General features: G+C 68.0%; 13 protein-coding genes and 1 tRNA gene. 9 read left to right on the plus strand and 5 right to left on the minus strand.

What is annotated here, in order from left to right; all coding sequences use genetic code 11:
* Together KB201_RS01965 and KB201_RS01970 are read left to right on the plus strand one after the other, a co-directional pair.
* On the plus strand, positions 1–1,173 hold the full coding sequence (locus KB201_RS01965; protein ID WP_211538211.1) for an LLM class flavin-dependent oxidoreductase: 1,173 nt from the start codon (positions 1–3) through the stop codon (positions 1,171–1,173).
* A complete protein-coding gene (locus tag KB201_RS01970; RefSeq protein WP_211538212.1) occupies positions 1,170–2,510 on the plus strand; it encodes an NtaA/DmoA family FMN-dependent monooxygenase in 1,341 nt (446 codons plus the stop codon). The genes KB201_RS01965 and KB201_RS01970 overlap by 4 nt, the downstream gene beginning before the upstream one ends.
* 68 nt (positions 2,511–2,578) lie before the next feature.
* Here KB201_RS01970 and KB201_RS01975 read toward each other — a convergent pair.
* A tRNA-Gln gene (locus tag KB201_RS01975) sits at positions 2,579–2,650 on the minus strand.
* A 119-nt stretch (positions 2,651–2,769) separates the two neighbouring features.
* Positions 2,770–3,525 carry a 3-oxoacyl-ACP reductase FabG gene (gene fabG / locus KB201_RS01980; RefSeq protein ID WP_058250845.1) on the minus strand — a complete coding sequence of 252 codons (756 nt, stop codon included), beginning with the start codon at positions 3,523–3,525 and terminating at the stop codon, positions 2,770–2,772.
* A gap of 316 nt (positions 3,526–3,841) precedes the next feature.
* On the opposite strand from fabG, the gene glmU reads away from it, so the two are divergent.
* From glmU to arsC, 3 genes are all read left to right on the plus strand, one after another.
* Complete coding sequence (glmU, locus tag KB201_RS01985) at positions 3,842–5,302, plus strand: bifunctional UDP-N-acetylglucosamine diphosphorylase/glucosamine-1-phosphate N-acetyltransferase GlmU (protein WP_065630938.1); 1,461 nt, start codon at positions 3,842–3,844, stop codon at positions 5,300–5,302.
* Positions 5,303–5,359: 57 nt separating this feature from the next.
* Positions 5,360–6,337, plus strand: a complete 978-nt coding sequence (locus KB201_RS01990) for a ribose-phosphate diphosphokinase (RefSeq protein WP_004022643.1) — start codon at positions 5,360–5,362, stop codon at positions 6,335–6,337.
* A 227-nt stretch (positions 6,338–6,564) separates the two neighbouring features.
* Positions 6,565–6,906 carry an arsenate reductase (glutaredoxin) gene (gene arsC, locus KB201_RS01995; protein ID WP_058250846.1) on the plus strand — a complete coding sequence of 114 codons (342 nt, stop codon included), beginning with the start codon at positions 6,565–6,567 and terminating at the stop codon, positions 6,904–6,906.
* Between the two features lie 24 nt (positions 6,907–6,930).
* On the opposite strand, the gene KB201_RS02000 is transcribed toward arsC, so the two are convergent.
* Positions 6,931–7,377, minus strand: a complete 447-nt coding sequence (locus KB201_RS02000; RefSeq protein WP_058250847.1) for a limonene-1,2-epoxide hydrolase family protein — start codon at positions 7,375–7,377, stop codon at positions 6,931–6,933.
* Positions 7,378–7,617: 240 nt separating this feature from the next.
* Here KB201_RS02000 and KB201_RS02005 point away from each other — a divergent pair, with 240 nt between their 5' ends.
* Genes KB201_RS02005 through KB201_RS02015 form a run of 3 tightly spaced genes read left to right on the plus strand, consistent with a single transcriptional unit; the run spans position 7,618 to position 10,006 of the window.
* Positions 7,618–8,265 carry a 50S ribosomal protein L25/general stress protein Ctc gene (locus KB201_RS02005; RefSeq protein WP_078112141.1) on the plus strand — a complete coding sequence of 216 codons (648 nt, stop codon included), beginning with the start codon at positions 7,618–7,620 and terminating at the stop codon, positions 8,263–8,265.
* A 45-nt stretch (positions 8,266–8,310) separates the two neighbouring features.
* The gene (pth, locus tag KB201_RS02010; RefSeq protein ID WP_058250849.1) at positions 8,311–8,877 is read left to right on the plus strand and encodes an aminoacyl-tRNA hydrolase; all 567 of its coding nucleotides are present in this window, start codon (positions 8,311–8,313) and stop codon (positions 8,875–8,877) included.
* A 49-nt stretch (positions 8,878–8,926) separates the two neighbouring features.
* Complete coding sequence (locus tag KB201_RS02015; protein ID WP_211538213.1) at positions 8,927–10,006, plus strand: beta-ketoacyl-ACP synthase 3; 1,080 nt, start codon at positions 8,927–8,929, stop codon at positions 10,004–10,006.
* A gap of 307 nt (positions 10,007–10,313) precedes the next feature.
* Here the strand turns inward: KB201_RS02015 and KB201_RS02020 are convergent, their stop codons facing one another.
* The gene (locus KB201_RS02020) at positions 10,314–11,078 is read right to left on the minus strand and encodes an ABC transporter permease (RefSeq protein WP_058250851.1); all 765 of its coding nucleotides are present in this window, start codon (positions 11,076–11,078) and stop codon (positions 10,314–10,316) included.
* Positions 11,075–12,142 carry an ATP-binding cassette domain-containing protein gene (locus KB201_RS02025; RefSeq protein ID WP_058250852.1) on the minus strand — a complete coding sequence of 356 codons (1,068 nt, stop codon included), beginning with the start codon at positions 12,140–12,142 and terminating at the stop codon, positions 11,075–11,077. The genes KB201_RS02020 and KB201_RS02025 overlap by 4 nt, the downstream gene beginning before the upstream one ends.
* A gap of 291 nt (positions 12,143–12,433) precedes the next feature.
* Between KB201_RS02025 and KB201_RS02030 the strand changes: the two genes are divergently transcribed.
* Positions 12,434–13,450, plus strand: coding sequence for a beta-ketoacyl-ACP synthase III (locus tag KB201_RS02030; RefSeq protein ID WP_004022635.1), 1,017 nt, complete (start codon positions 12,434–12,436; stop codon positions 13,448–13,450).
* The last annotated feature ends 57 nt before the right edge of the window (positions 13,451–13,507 follow it).

The raw sequence follows: 13,507 nt of genomic DNA on the forward strand, positions 1-13,507 counted from the left end.
ATGACCGAACACGTACGCGTCGCCGTGGCGCTGGACGGTTGCGGGTCGCATCCGGGTGCGTGGCGTGCGCCCGGGGCCCGGGCAAACGCGCTCACGACAGCGGCGCACTGGCAGCAACTGGTCGGCGAGGCCGAAGCCGGGCTCCTCGACTTCGTCACCCTCGCGGATACCTTCGCCCTGCATCGCGGGCATCCCCGCACCGACCGGGCGACGGGAGGACTCGATTCGGTACTACTCGCCTCCCGTCTCGCTCCCACGACCCGTTCGATCGGGCTGATCCCGACGGCGACCGCGACCCACACCGAACCCTTCCACGTCTCCAAGGCGATCGCGACCCTCGACTATGTGAGCCACGGCCGTGCCGGAGTCGTGGTGCGCACCACCGCGGATCCCGACGAGGCCGTATTGTTCGGTCGAAGGAGATTCCCCGACGACCCGGCGGTGCTCGCCGACCTCGCGTCCGAGTCCCTCGACTTCGCGACTGTGTTGGGACTGCTCTGGGATTCCTGGGAAGACGACGCCGAGATCCGCGACGTCGCGACCGGCCGTTTCATCGACCGGGACAAGTTGCACTACATCGACTTCGCCGGTGACCATTTCTCGGTGCGCGGCCCCGCCATCACACCGCGCCCGCCGCAGGGCCGGCCGGTCATCGCCGCGACCGGCGCCCACCCCACCGATCTGCGGCTGATCGGTCGGGGCGCCGACCTCGGGTTCATCAGCCCGCGCGACGTCGACGACGCCGTACGCGCGGTGGACGCCGTGGGCACCGCACACTCCGACGCCGGTCGCGAGATCACCGATCCAGCACTCCTGTTCGTCGACCTGTTCGTCGTGCTCGCCGCATCGGAGGCGGAGGCCGACGACCGTCGGGCGCGGCTCGACGACTTAGCCGATGGACCGTTCACGCCCGACAGCGCGGTCTTCACCGGCACACCGGTCGGACTCGCGGACGAGATCGAGCGCTGGGCCGCGGTGTCAGGGATCAGCGGAATACGACTGCACCCGGCCGCCTTGCCCGAGGACCTGCGCGCGATCACCCGAGAGCTCGTACCGGAACTCCGGCGCCGCAACCTGTTCCGCGATGAGTACAGCCATTCGACGCTGCGCGGGCACCTCGGCCTGGCGCGCCCGTCCAATTATTTTGCCACTGGAAAGGCCGGTGTCGCATGACCAAACAGGTCCATCTCGCCGCCCACTTCCCCGGGGTCAACAACACCACGGTGTGGAGCGACCCGGCGTCGGGCAGCCAGATCGAGTTCGACTCGTTCGTCCACCTCGCGCAGACCGCCGAGCGCGGGAAGTTCGACTTCTTCTTCCTCGCCGAAGGACTGCGGCTCCGCGAGCAGAACGGGCTGATCTATGACCTCGACGTGGTCGGTCGACCGGACACCTTCACCGTGCTGTCCGCGTTGGCCGCGGTCACCACCCACCTCGGCCTGACCGGCACCATCAACTCGACCTTCAACGAACCCGTCGACGTCGCAAGGCAATTCGCCACCCTCGATCATCTGTCCGCCGGACGCGCGGCCTGGAACGTGGTGACCTCGTGGGACGAGTTCACCGGCGAGAACTTCCGTCGTGGCGGCTATCTGCCCGAGGACCAGCGATACGCACGCGCGAAGGAATTCCTCACCGCCGCAGCGACTCTCTGGGACTCATGGCGCGACGATGACGTCGTCGCCGATGCCGAGAACGGCCGGTTCCTGGCACGCCTCGAGGCGGGTGAATTCGACTTCACCAGTTCACAGTTCGACATCCGCGGGCACTTCCCGACCCCTCGTCCGCCACAGGGGCGACCGGTCATCTTCCAGGCCGGGGACTCCGACGAGGGCCGGGAGTTCGCGGCCGCGACCGCCGACGCCATCTTCTCCCGGCACGCCACCTACGACGCCGGCCAGGCGTTCTACACCGACGTCAAACGGCGACTCGCCACGTACGACCGACGCCCCGAACAGCTCCTGGTACTGCCCGCCGCCACCTTCGTCGTCGGCGACACCGACGCGCAGGCAGCCGAACTCGCCCACGAGGTGCGCCTGCAACAGGTCAGCGGGCAGACGGCGATCAAGTTCCTGGAACAGCTGTGGAACCGGGATCTGTCCCAACACGACCCCGACGGTCCGCTGCCGCAGGTGGATCCGATCCCGGGCGAGAACACGGTCGCGAAGGGACGCGCGAGCGTGCGCATGCACCGTGACCCGGTCGCCGTGGCGCGCGAATGGCGCGACCTGGCCGAGGCGAAGAACCTGACGACGCGTGAACTCATCATCGAGGTCACCGGCCGCCAGTCGTTCGTCGGCTCGCCGCAAACGATCGCGAACACGATCAACGATTTCGTGCAGGCCGACGTCGCCGACGGTTTCATCCTGGTGCCCCACATCGTGCCCGGCGGGCTCGACCGGTTCGTCGACGAGGTGGTGCCGGTGCTGCAGGAGCTGGGCGTATATCGCACCGACTACGAGGGATCGACGCTGCGGGACAATCTGGGACTGGCGCGCCCGGGGGGTTGAGCCTCGCCGGGGACCCGCTGCTCGTCGTGAGCCTCTCCGGAGGCCGCGGCTGCGCCGCGACTCATGAGCTCCGCCACCAGGACTCGAACCTAGAATGCCTGAACCAAAATCAGGAGTGTTGCCGATTACACCATGGCGGATCACTGCGCTGACGATTGTGCCACAGCCCGCGGGCACTCACGCCAGGTGACCACTCGACGTCAACTCGACTCACAGACTTCGATCGAGATCTGGGAGTCGAGTCGACGTCTGGGAGTGATCAGTCCTTGGGGCCGCCGGCCACGTAGACGACCTGCCCCGACACGAAGCCGGCACCCTCGCTGATGAAGAACGACGCGGTGTGGGCGATGTCCTCGGGCACGCCGACGCGGTTGACCGGGATCTGGCCGGCGGCGGCGCGCTTGAAGTCCTCGAAGGGCACGCCGACGCGCTCGGCGGTGGCGGCGGTCATCTCGGTCTCGATGAACCCGGGCGCGATGGCGTTCGCGGTCACGCCGAACCGGCCGAGCTCGATCGCCAGGGTCTTGGTGAAGCCCTGCATGCCGGCCTTGGCCGCCGAGTAGTTGACCTGTCCCCGGTTGCCGAGTGCCGAGGTGCTCGACAGGTTCACGATGCGTCCCCACTCCGCCTCGACCATGTACTTCTGGGCGGCCTTGGTGACGTTGAACGCGCCCCGCAGGTGCACGGCCATGACGGCGTCCCAGTCATCGACGGTCATCTTGAACAGCAGGTTGTCGCGGGTGATGCCCGCGTTGTTCACGACGACCGTCGGCTTTCCCAGTTCGGCGACGACCTTGTCCACCGCGGCGTTCACCGAGGCCTCGTCGGCGACGTCGGCACCCACCGCGATCGCCTTGCCACCGGCGTCGGTGATCGCCTTGACGGTGTCGGCACAGGCGTCGGCGTCGAGGTCCAGGACGGCCACCGCGAGCCCGTCGTCGGCCAGGCGCTTGGCCACCGCCGCACCGATCCCCCGTGCGGCCCCGGTGACGATCGCCGTCTTCTGCGTGCTCATTCACTACCTCCGTGTGGTCGTTTCGCGAGCCGGACAACTCCGGCGCGCATGGTTGGTTCCCCCGCACCCACCCTGTTCCGTCAGCGACAACGGCAATGATCTACCGATTGATCGCTCGGCGTTGCGGTCCCTATGTGTTCTATCAGGCCCGGTCGCGAGGTTTCGCCACAAACAGCGCGCTGCATTTCTGCCATCGGGTACCGATGCGTAGGATCGCACCCGACGTGCGACCGCGAACCCGGTCAGCGACCCCCGCCGGCGCCGTCGGACAGACATGATCGTGGCAGTCACCGATCAGGAAGAGGGTGGGCATTCGATGACGGGAACGTCGCCGTCCGTGGCCGTGATCGTCCTGGCCGCGGGTGCCGGTACCCGTATGAAGTCCAAGACCCCGAAGATCCTGCACACCATCGGCGGCCGCTCGCTCGTCGGCCACGCGCTCCACGGGACCGCGGGCATCGACCCCGAGCATCTCATCGCCGTCGTCAGCCACGAACGCGAACGGGTCTCGGCTGCCATCGGCGAGATCGGGGCAGGCCTCGGCGTCGTGATCGGGATCGCCGAACAGGACGCGCCCCGCGGGACCGGTGATGCCGCCCGGGTGGGCCTCGGCGGACTCCCCGACGACTTCGACGGCACCGTCGTCGTCACCGCTGCCGACGTCCCCCTCCTCGACGCCGACACCCTGCGCGCGCTCATCGACACCCATCTCGCCGACGGCGGGGCCGCGGTCACGCTGACGAGCTTCGTCGCCGACGACCCGACCGGATACGGACGCATCATCCGCGACGGGGACGCCGTCACCGCGATCGTCGAACACAAGGACGCCTCCCCGGAGCAGCGCGCGATCACCGAGGTCAACGCCGGCGTGTACGCCTTCGACGCCGCTGCGCTGCGCGACGGGTTGTCGAAGCTGTCGACGGACAACGTGCAGGGCGAGTACTACCTCACCGACATCGTCGAGATCGCCCGCGGCGAGGGGCGGGCCGTCCGCGGACACACCGTCGCCGATCCGGTGCTCGTGGCCGGCTGCAACGACCGTGCCCAACTCGCCGCCCTGGGCGCCGAGCTCAACCGCCGCATCATCCGTCGTCATCAGCTCGACGGGGTGACCGTCGTCGACCCCGCCACCACCTGGATCGACACCGACGTCACCATCGAGCCCGACGCGCACATCGCGCCCGGCACACAGCTGCACGGGCGCACGCACATCGCCGCCGACGCCGTGATCGGACCCGACACCACTCTCACCGACGTCACCGTCGGACGCGGCGCGCAGGTGATCCGCACGCACGGCAGTGACGCGGTCATCGGCGCCGAGGCCACCGTCGGGCCCTTCGCCTACCTGCGACCGGGCACGGCCCTCGGAGACGCGGGCAAGATCGGCACCTTCGTCGAGACCAAGAACGCGACCATCGGTGCCGGGTCCAAGATCCCGCACCTCACCTATGTCGGCGACGCCACCATCGGCGAGCACTCCAACATCGGCGCGTCGAGCGTCTTCGTCAACTACGACGGGGTTGCCAAGCACCGCACCGTGATCGGCGACCACTGCCGCACCGGCTCGGACAACATGTTCGTCGCGCCGGTCAGCGTCGGCGACGGGGCATACACCGGCGCCGGAACCGTGGTGCGGCAAGATGTACCGCCGGGAGCCCTCGCGGTCTCGGCGGGCGAACAACGCGTCATCGAGGACTGGGTCGTGCGCAAGCGGCCCGACACCGCGGCGGCGCGCGCGGCCCTCGAGGCACGCGACAACGACTCCGGGACGGCCTGACACCCCGACCCGCGCTCGACCCTGCAGATCCGAAACGACACGAACAGAAGAGTTTTCATGACCTGGACCACTGACAACCAGAAGAACCTGATGCTGTTCTCTGGTCGTGCCCATCCCGAACTCGCCGAAGCAGTCGCCGATGAACTGGGCATCAAGGTCACCCCGCAGACCGCCCGCGACTTCGCCAACGGCGAACTGTTCGTTCGTTTCGAGGACTCGGTCCGCGGTTCGGACGCCTTCGTCCTGCAGAGCTGCCCGTACCCGCTGAACCAGTGGGTCATGGAGGCGCTCATCATGATCGATGCCCTCAAGCGCGGCTCGGCGAAGCGCATCAGCGTGATCCTGCCGTTCTACCCCTACGCCCGCCAGGACAAGAAGCACCGTGGGCGTGAGCCGATCTCCGCCCGCCTCATCGCCGATCTGCTCAAGACCGCGGGCGCCGACCGGATCATCACCGTCGACCTGCACACCGACCAGATCCAGGGCTTCTTCGACGGCCCGGTCGACCACATGCACGCCCAGGGACAGCTCGCCGAGTACATCCGGGGCAAGTACGGCACCGACAACATCGCCGTCGTCTCCCCCGACTCCGGTCGCGTGCGTGTCGCCGAGAAGTGGGCCGACACCCTCGGTGGCGCGCCGCTGGCGTTCATCCACAAGACGCGTGACCCGCTCGTGCCCAACCAGGTCAAGTCCAACCGCGTGGTGGGCGAGGTCGAGGGACGCACCTGCATCCTCATCGACGACATGATCGACACCGGCGGCACCATCGCCGGCGCCGTACGGGTCCTCAAGGACGCCGGCGCGGGTGACGTCATCATCGCCACCACCCACGGCGTGTTCTCCGATCCCGCGGCCGAGCGTCTCGCGTCCTGCGGCGCCAAGGAGGTCATCGCCACCGACACCCTGCCGATCCCGGCCGAGAAGCGCTTCGAGAACCTCACCGTCCTCTCCATCGCACCGCTGCTCGCCCAGACGATCCGCGAGGTCTTCGAGAACGGTTCTGTCACAAGTCTTTTCGACGGCATCGCCTGAGTGCCCCCCTCCCTGAGGAGCGAGCCCAACCACTGCTCCCTGAGGAGGCCGGAGCTTGCGGAGGCCGTCACGAAGGGTCCTGGCGAGATGATGTAGCCAGCCCTTCGAGGCTCGTCGCTTGCGCTCCTCACACCTCAGGGAGCAGAGGGATTGACGCTCCTCAGGGAGCGGGGGTGACGCGCCCTCCTCAGGGAGCAGATTGCGCCCCACCGAGTACCGTGTCACCCGTGGACGCGACGATCTATCACAACCCGAAGTGCTCGACCTCGCGGAAGGCGTTGCAGGCCCTGCGCGACGCCGGGATCGAGCCGGCAGTCGTGAAGTATCTCGACGAGCCGTACAGCCGCGAACAACTCGTCGAGCTGTTCGCCGACGCCGGGATCACACCCACACAGGCGGTCCGCAAACGCGAGGCCCTCTACAAGGAGCTCGATCTCGCATCGGCCACCGACGAGCAGATCCTCGATGCCATGGTCGAGCACCCGATCCTCGTCGAACGTCCGATCGTGGTGACCGACAAGGGCACTCGCATCCCCCGGCCGATCGAGAAACTCGACGAGATCCTCTGACTCAGGGGCGCGGCAGCGCTCAGGTCAGGCCGGCACGGCCGGCGCGGGCAGCGGCCGCTGCACCGACGGCACGGCCAGTGCCACGACGCCCCGCGCGAGCGCCTTGGTCATGTCGAAGTAGTCGAAGTAGTCGCGCCACACCGTGATCCGACCCTCCCGTACCTCGAACCGGCCGCAGACCCAGAACTGGAGATGCAGCCGCCCGAACCGGAGTTCGTCGACGCGCTCGGTCAGCACCACGCCGGTGTCGTCGGCGGACACGTTGATCATCTGGTAGTTGAAGCCCACCGACTCCTTGCGCGTGACCCCGCCCAGGACACCGGCCACCTTCCGCTTGCCGCGGATCGTCGGCAGCGAGACGTTCGTGTAGGCGATGTCGTCGTCGATGGTCTCCAGCGCGGCGGGCACGTCGCCCCGCGCGAACTCGTCCAGCAGGGTCGTCACGATCTCGATCGGCGTCTGTGAGGTCATGGCAGACCAGTATCCCCCAGCGCGGCGAACCGAGCGGGCGATGTGACATCCCGGCAGGTCATCGACTACTCTGATCGCCGTTGTCTCGGCGAGGGTGACCCAGTCACCGTGATCGGCGCGGCCATCGCAGGTCTTCCTCACGCCCTCCGGGCGAATGGAACGCCCGCGGTCGGAACTCGTGCCCGGTGTTGCTCGTCGCGACGCCGACAGAACGTACCCACCGATCGCGAGGAGACCGTCATGGCCACCCAGACCAGCAAGCTGTCCGTCAGCACCCGTACCGAGAAGGGCAAGGGCGCAGCCCGCCGCGCGCGTCGCGAGGGCAAGGTCCCCGCCGTGCTGTACGGCCACGGCGCCGACCCCCAGCACCTGCACCTCCCGGCCCGCGAGTTCGCCGCCATCCTGCGTAACAGCGGCCTCAACGCCGTCATCGACCTCGACATCGAGGGCTCCAGCCAGCTCGCGCTCACCAAGCAGGTCGACGTCCACCCGATCCGCAACTACATCGAGCACGCCGATCTGCTGATCGTCCGTCGTGGCGAGAAGGTCACCGTCGAGATCGCGATCATCGTCGAGGGCGACGCCGCCCCGGGCACCCTCGTCGTCCAGGACGCCAGCGTCGTCGAGGTCGAGGCCGACGCCCTGTCGATCCCCGAGCAGATCGTCGTCAGCGTGGAGGGCGCCGAGATCGGCCTGTCCGTGCACGCCTCTGATCTGGACCTGCCCGAGGGTGTGACCCTCACCGCCGATCCCGAGACCCTCATCGTGTCGGTCACCGAGGCGCAGCTCGCCGCCACCGAGTCCGACGCCGACGGCTCGGCAGACGCCGCAGCCGAGGGCGACGCCGAGGGCGAGGCGACCGAGGAAGCCGCTGCGGAGTCGGAGTAATCCGACCACCGACTGCCCGGTTCGGGTGGTGAAACTGCGTAAGTGGTGAAACTCATTGTCGGACTCGGCAACCCCGGGTCCAAGTACGAGAAGACGAGGCACAACGTCGGCGCGATGGTCGCCGACGGCCTCGTCGCCTCGGCCGGCGAGCGCTGGAAGGTGCACAAGAAGTCCGGTGCCGAGGTCGCCGAGGTACGCCTCGGCGGCCAGTCGGTACTCGTGGCCAAACCCCGCACCTACATGAACGAGTCCGGCCGTCAGATCGGCCCGCTCGCCAAGTTCTACTCGGTCACGACTGACGACCTGATCGTCGTCCACGACGAACTCGACATCGACTTCGGCGCCGTCCGTCTCAAACGGGGCGGCGGCGAGGGCGGCCACAACGGGCTGCGGTCGCTCAGTCAGGCACTCGGTACGCGCGACTATTTGCGCGTGCGCATCGGCATCGGCCGGCCACCCGGCCGGCAGGACCCAGCCGATTTCGTGTTGAAACCGTTTCCGTCCTCCGCTCGCAGCGAGGTCGAACTCCTCATCGCCAACGGTTGCGACGCCGTCGAACTATTGCTCGGACAGGATCTGGAGTCCGCGCAGAACACCGTGCACGCCTGGTGAGGACACCGAATTCGGCGGCCGCGCGGCCGTAGAATCGCTGCGGCGGGCAATGAAGGGATCGGCAACAGTGGTCAACCTCTCGGTGAAGACCGGACACCAGAACGTCTCGATGCTCGGCATCGGCGCCTACCGTCCGCGACGCCTGGTCAGCAACGACGAGGTCTGCCAGGTCCTCGATTCCTCCGACGAGTGGATCTTCGAGCGGAGCGGCATCCGCAACCGCCGCTGGATCAGCGGCGACGAGTCGGCCCGATCGATGGCCGCCGCAGCCGCCGAGCGGGCGATCGCGAACTCCGGGGTGGCGAAGGAGAAGATCGGTGCGCTGATCCTCGCCACCAACAGCTGGAAGACCAAGATCCCCCACGGCGGGCCGATCGTCGCCTCCGACATCGGGCTGAACGGCATCCCCGCCTACGACGTCGCTGCGGGGTGCGGCGGCTTCGGGTACGGCCTCGGGGTCGCTGCCGACACCGTCCGTGCCGGCAGCGCTGAGTATGTCCTGCTCGTCGGTGTCGAGACCATGTCGGTGGTCATGGACCCCACCGACCGCAACACCGCATTCATCTTCGGCGACGGCGCCGGTGCGGTCGTCGTCGGTCCGAGCGCGGACAACGGCATCTCCCCGACCGTCTGGGGCAGCGACGGCGAGAACGCCGAGGCGATCGGCCAGAACTGGGACATCCCCGAGTACATGGACCGCGCGCAGGCCTACCAGGACAAAGACCCCGAGACCGACCCGGTCGGTCGCATGGTGGTGACGATGGCGGGACCCAAGGTGTTTCGCTGGGCGGCCGTCACCCTGCCCCGGGCCCTCGCCACCGTGCTGGAGACCTCGGGCGTCGGCGTGGAGGACATCGAAGTCTTCGTGCCCCACCAGGCCAACGCCCGCATCAACGACCTGATGAGGAAGAACCTCGGCTTCCCCGACCACCTGCCGATGGCGAACGACATCGAGAACACCGGGAACACCTCGGCGGCCTCCATCCCGCTCGCCATGGAGGAGATGCTCGCCACCGGCAAGGCGAGGGGCGGACAGACCGCGCTGCTCCTCGGCTTCGGCGCCGGCCTGAGCTACGCGGGCGCGGTCGTCACCCTGCCCCCGGCCCCGGCGATCACCAGTTTCGACTGAACCTTCGGGCCCGACCCTGCTCTTGGAGAAGCGAGCTCGCGAGCGTCACCCCCGCTCCCTGAGGAGCGCCCGGAGCTTGCGGAGGCCGCGGCCAACCCCCGCTCCCTGAGGAGCGCCCGGAGCTTGCGGAGGGCGCGTCACGAAGGGTCTGGCGACGCATCTCGCCAGGACCCTTCGTGACGCTCGCAAGCTCGCTCCTCAGGGAGCAGGGGTCGAGCTCGCAAGCTCCGGCCTCCTCAGGGAGCAGTCATTGGGCTCGCGCAGAACACGGGCGCAGATACTGAGGAGCGAGCTCGCGGCTCACGCCTCAGGCGTTCTCCTTGCGGAACACCGAAGTGCCCCAGAGGGTTCCGAGTCCGGCCAGGATGAGCGACGCGAGGACGCCCCAGAGGACCTGAGCACTGGCGAGGTCGCCGGAGAAGGTGTCGCGCACCGCGTCGACGATCCACCGGAACGGCATGAAGTCGCTGAGACTCTGCAGCCACGACGGCCCGAGGGTCATCGGGAGCAGGATGCCCGACAGCAACAGGACCGGCATCATGACCATGTTGATGAGCGGCGCCATCACATCTTCACTCTTCGTGGTCAGCGCCAGGGCGTTCGACGCCGCGGCGCACGCGCCACCGATCAGCATCGTGATGATGATGCCGAGGATCACGCCGATCACCGAACCCCGCATGCCCATCAGATAGCCCAGCACCACCAGGATCAGCGCCTGCACGAGAAGTTGCAGCATGTCGCGCATGAGTCGACCGGTGAGCAGGGCGGTGCGGCTGGCCGGGGTCACCCGTTCGGCCTCGATCACACCCTCGCGCCATTCCCCGATCAGGCTGAATCCGGCGAACAACGCGCCGAACAGACCGAGCTGCACGAGCAGACCGGGGACCAGGAACGTGTACGGATTGTCGGCGCCGCCCGGGAACTGCGCGACGAGGGGCTTCAGCAGCGGCCCGAAGAGGACGAGGTAGAGGACCGGTTGCATCACCCCGATGAGGACCCAGGCCGGGTTGCGCAGGTTCATGCGGATCTGTCGGCGGAACACGATGGTGCTCTCGCGGAGGAACGTGGTCATCGGTTGGCTCCCTGCTGACGGAGTTCGGCCGACTGGGCGTCGGCGTTCGTCGAATCGGTTGTTTCCGAATGGATCTCGTTGCCCCGCTCGGTCTCGGCGTCACGCAGCGACCGACCGGTGAGGGTGAGGAAGACGTCGTCGAGGGTCGGGCGGATGACCTCGATGGAGTCGAGGGTGATGCCCGCGGCGTCGAGGTCACGCAGCAGTCCGGGGACGGCCCGGCCCGCCCGCGGCACCCGGCTCCGGACGTGCCGGCCGTCGATCTCGATCCGGCCGTCCGCGCGGCCACCGGTGACCGAGGCCAGTTTCTCCGCGGCGGTGGACACGGCCGCGGAGTCGGCGACCTCGAGTGCCACCAGGTCGCCGGACACCTGCGCCTTGAGGTTGTCGGCGGTGTCCGCGGCGACGATCCGGCCGTTGTCGATGATGATGATCCGATCGGACAGTTCGTCGGCCTCGTCGAGGTAGTGCGTCGTAAGGAAGACCGTCGCGCCGCGCTCGGTGCGCAGGCGCCGGATGTGGTCCCAGAGATTGGCCCTCGCCTGCGGGTCGAGGCCCGTGGTCGGCTCGTCGAGGAAGACCAGGGACGGTTCGTGGACCAATCCCATCACGATGTCGAGTCGGCGTTTCTGCCCGCCGGACATGTTCTTGGGCTGGCGTTCCCACAGGCCGTCGAGTTGGAGCTGGGAGAACAGGGCGTGGCCGCGGCGGGTCGCCTCGGCCCGGGACAGCCCGTAGAGCATGCCGTGATCGACGATCTCGTCGCCCGCCTGCGCCTGGCTGAAGGTGCCGCCGGCCTGCGAGACGTAACCGATGCTGCGGCGGACCGAGACCGGGTCGGCCACGACGTCGTAACCGTTGACGGTCGCGGTTCCCGCCGTCGGCCGCAGGAGGGTCGTCAGCATGCGCAGCGTGGTGGTCTTGCCCGCGCCGTTGGGCCCGAGGAACCCGACCACCTCCCCCTCGGCGATGTCGAGGTCGACGCCGTCGACGGCCCTCACCTCGCGCTTCTTCTTTCCCTTCCCGGTGCTGAACACCTGGACCAACCCGCGTGCGTGGATCATGCGGACTCCCCTTCTCGATGTCGTCGAATGGTGTACTGACTCGTGCGTTCGGCGCTGCGCGCACGTCATCGTGTGCTGATCGTCGTGGCCGCTGGCCGCTTTCCGACGCCCCGGCGGTGTTCGATCGACCTGCGGACCAGCATTCCCCTCATCGAGGACGACTTCGGTCCGCGTTCCGCGACTCCGTAACGATTGCGGGCGGGGTCCCGCTACTTCCCAGTAAGAGGCGGTGTGAGTACCGTCGTATGTCGGGTCACATATTCGCCGGGCACGTTTTGGGAAGGGTTCACCATGGCGGTCATCGCAGACACCACTGGCATCAACAACATCGGCATGCTCGGCATCGGCGCGTACCGCCCCGAACGCGTCGTCACCAACGAGGAGATCTGCCAGCACATCGACTCCTCCGACGAGTGGATCTACACCCGTACGGGAATCAAGACGCGCCGGTTCGCGCGTCGCGACGAGAGCGTCATGGAGATGTCGGTCAACGCCGGCCGCAAGGCGATCGCCAATGCGCTGCTCCAGGGCTCGGACATCGACGCCGTCATCCTCGCCACCAACACCCACCTGCTGCTGACCCCGGCCGGCGCCACCAAGGTCGCGACCGAACTCGGCTGCAACGGCGTGCCCGCCTTCGACGTCACCGTCGGCTGCGCCGGTTTCGGCTACGGCATGGCACTCGCGTCCGACATGATCCGCGGCGGCAGCGCCACCCACGTGCTGGTCATCGGCGCCGAGCAACTCTCGGTGACCATGGACATGACCGACCGCACCAACTGTTTCATCTTCGGCGACGGGGCCGGCGCGGTCGTCGTCGGACCCACCGAACAGCAACAGCTCGGCCCGGTGATCTGGGGCTCGGACGGCTCCCAGTTCAACGCGATCCGCCAGGACTTCGACTGGGTCACCTTCCTCGACAGCGACCGCACCCAGCGCCCCTACCTGCGCATGGAGGGCACCGCGGTGTTCCGCTGGGCCGCCTTCGAGATGGGCAAGGTCGCCCACCGCGCCCTCGAGGCCGCGAAGCTCGGTTCCGAGGACCTCGACGTCTTCGTGCCGCACCAGGCGAACGCCCGTATCAACGAACTCCTCGCCAAAAACCTCAAACTCCGCGACGACGCGGTCGTCGCCAAGGACATCGAGTACACCGGCAACACCAGCGCCGCCTCGATCCCGCTCGCCATGGAAGACCTGCTGTCCACCGGCAAGGCACAGCCTGGCCAGACCGCACTACTCCTCGGCTTCGGCGCCGGACTCTCCTACGCCGCGCAGGTCGTCACCATGCCGCCGGTTCCGTTCGAGTAGGGCGCCGTATCGAGTCCGGGGGCAATCTGATCCGCTCAGCGGCTCATGATGCCCCCG

Origin of the sequence: Gordonia sp. SCSIO 19800, from assembly GCF_018132775.1 — a bacterium.
Classification (GTDB): Bacteria; Actinomycetota; Actinomycetes; order Mycobacteriales; family Mycobacteriaceae; genus Gordonia; species Gordonia hongkongensis.

What these genes read in the sequence shown, in the direction of transcription:
- KB201_RS01965 (WP_211538211.1), top strand. Translation starts at nt 1, where the DNA reads ATGACCGAACACGTACGCGTCGCCGTGGCGCTGGACGGTTGCGGGTCG.
- KB201_RS01970 (WP_211538212.1), top strand. Translation starts at nt 1,170, where the DNA reads ATGACCAAACAGGTCCATCTCGCCGCCCACTTCCCCGGGGTCAACAAC.
- fabG (WP_058250845.1), bottom strand. Translation starts at nt 3,525, where the DNA reads ATGAGCACGCAGAAGACGGCGATCGTCACCGGGGCCGCACGGGGGATC.
- glmU (WP_065630938.1), top strand. Translation starts at nt 3,842, where the DNA reads ATGACGGGAACGTCGCCGTCCGTGGCCGTGATCGTCCTGGCCGCGGGT.
- KB201_RS01990 (WP_004022643.1), top strand. Translation starts at nt 5,360, where the DNA reads ATGACCTGGACCACTGACAACCAGAAGAACCTGATGCTGTTCTCTGGT.
- KB201_RS02000 (WP_058250847.1), bottom strand. Translation starts at nt 7,377, where the DNA reads ATGACCTCACAGACGCCGATCGAGATCGTGACGACCCTGCTGGACGAG.
- KB201_RS02005 (WP_078112141.1), top strand. Translation starts at nt 7,618, where the DNA reads ATGGCCACCCAGACCAGCAAGCTGTCCGTCAGCACCCGTACCGAGAAG.
- KB201_RS02015 (WP_211538213.1), top strand. Translation starts at nt 8,927, where the DNA reads ATGAAGGGATCGGCAACAGTGGTCAACCTCTCGGTGAAGACCGGACAC.
- KB201_RS02020 (WP_058250851.1), bottom strand. Translation starts at nt 11,078, where the DNA reads ATGACCACGTTCCTCCGCGAGAGCACCATCGTGTTCCGCCGACAGATC.
- KB201_RS02025 (WP_058250852.1), bottom strand. Translation starts at nt 12,142, where the DNA reads ATGATCCACGCACGCGGGTTGGTCCAGGTGTTCAGCACCGGGAAGGGA.
- KB201_RS02030 (WP_004022635.1), top strand. Translation starts at nt 12,434, where the DNA reads ATGGCGGTCATCGCAGACACCACTGGCATCAACAACATCGGCATGCTC.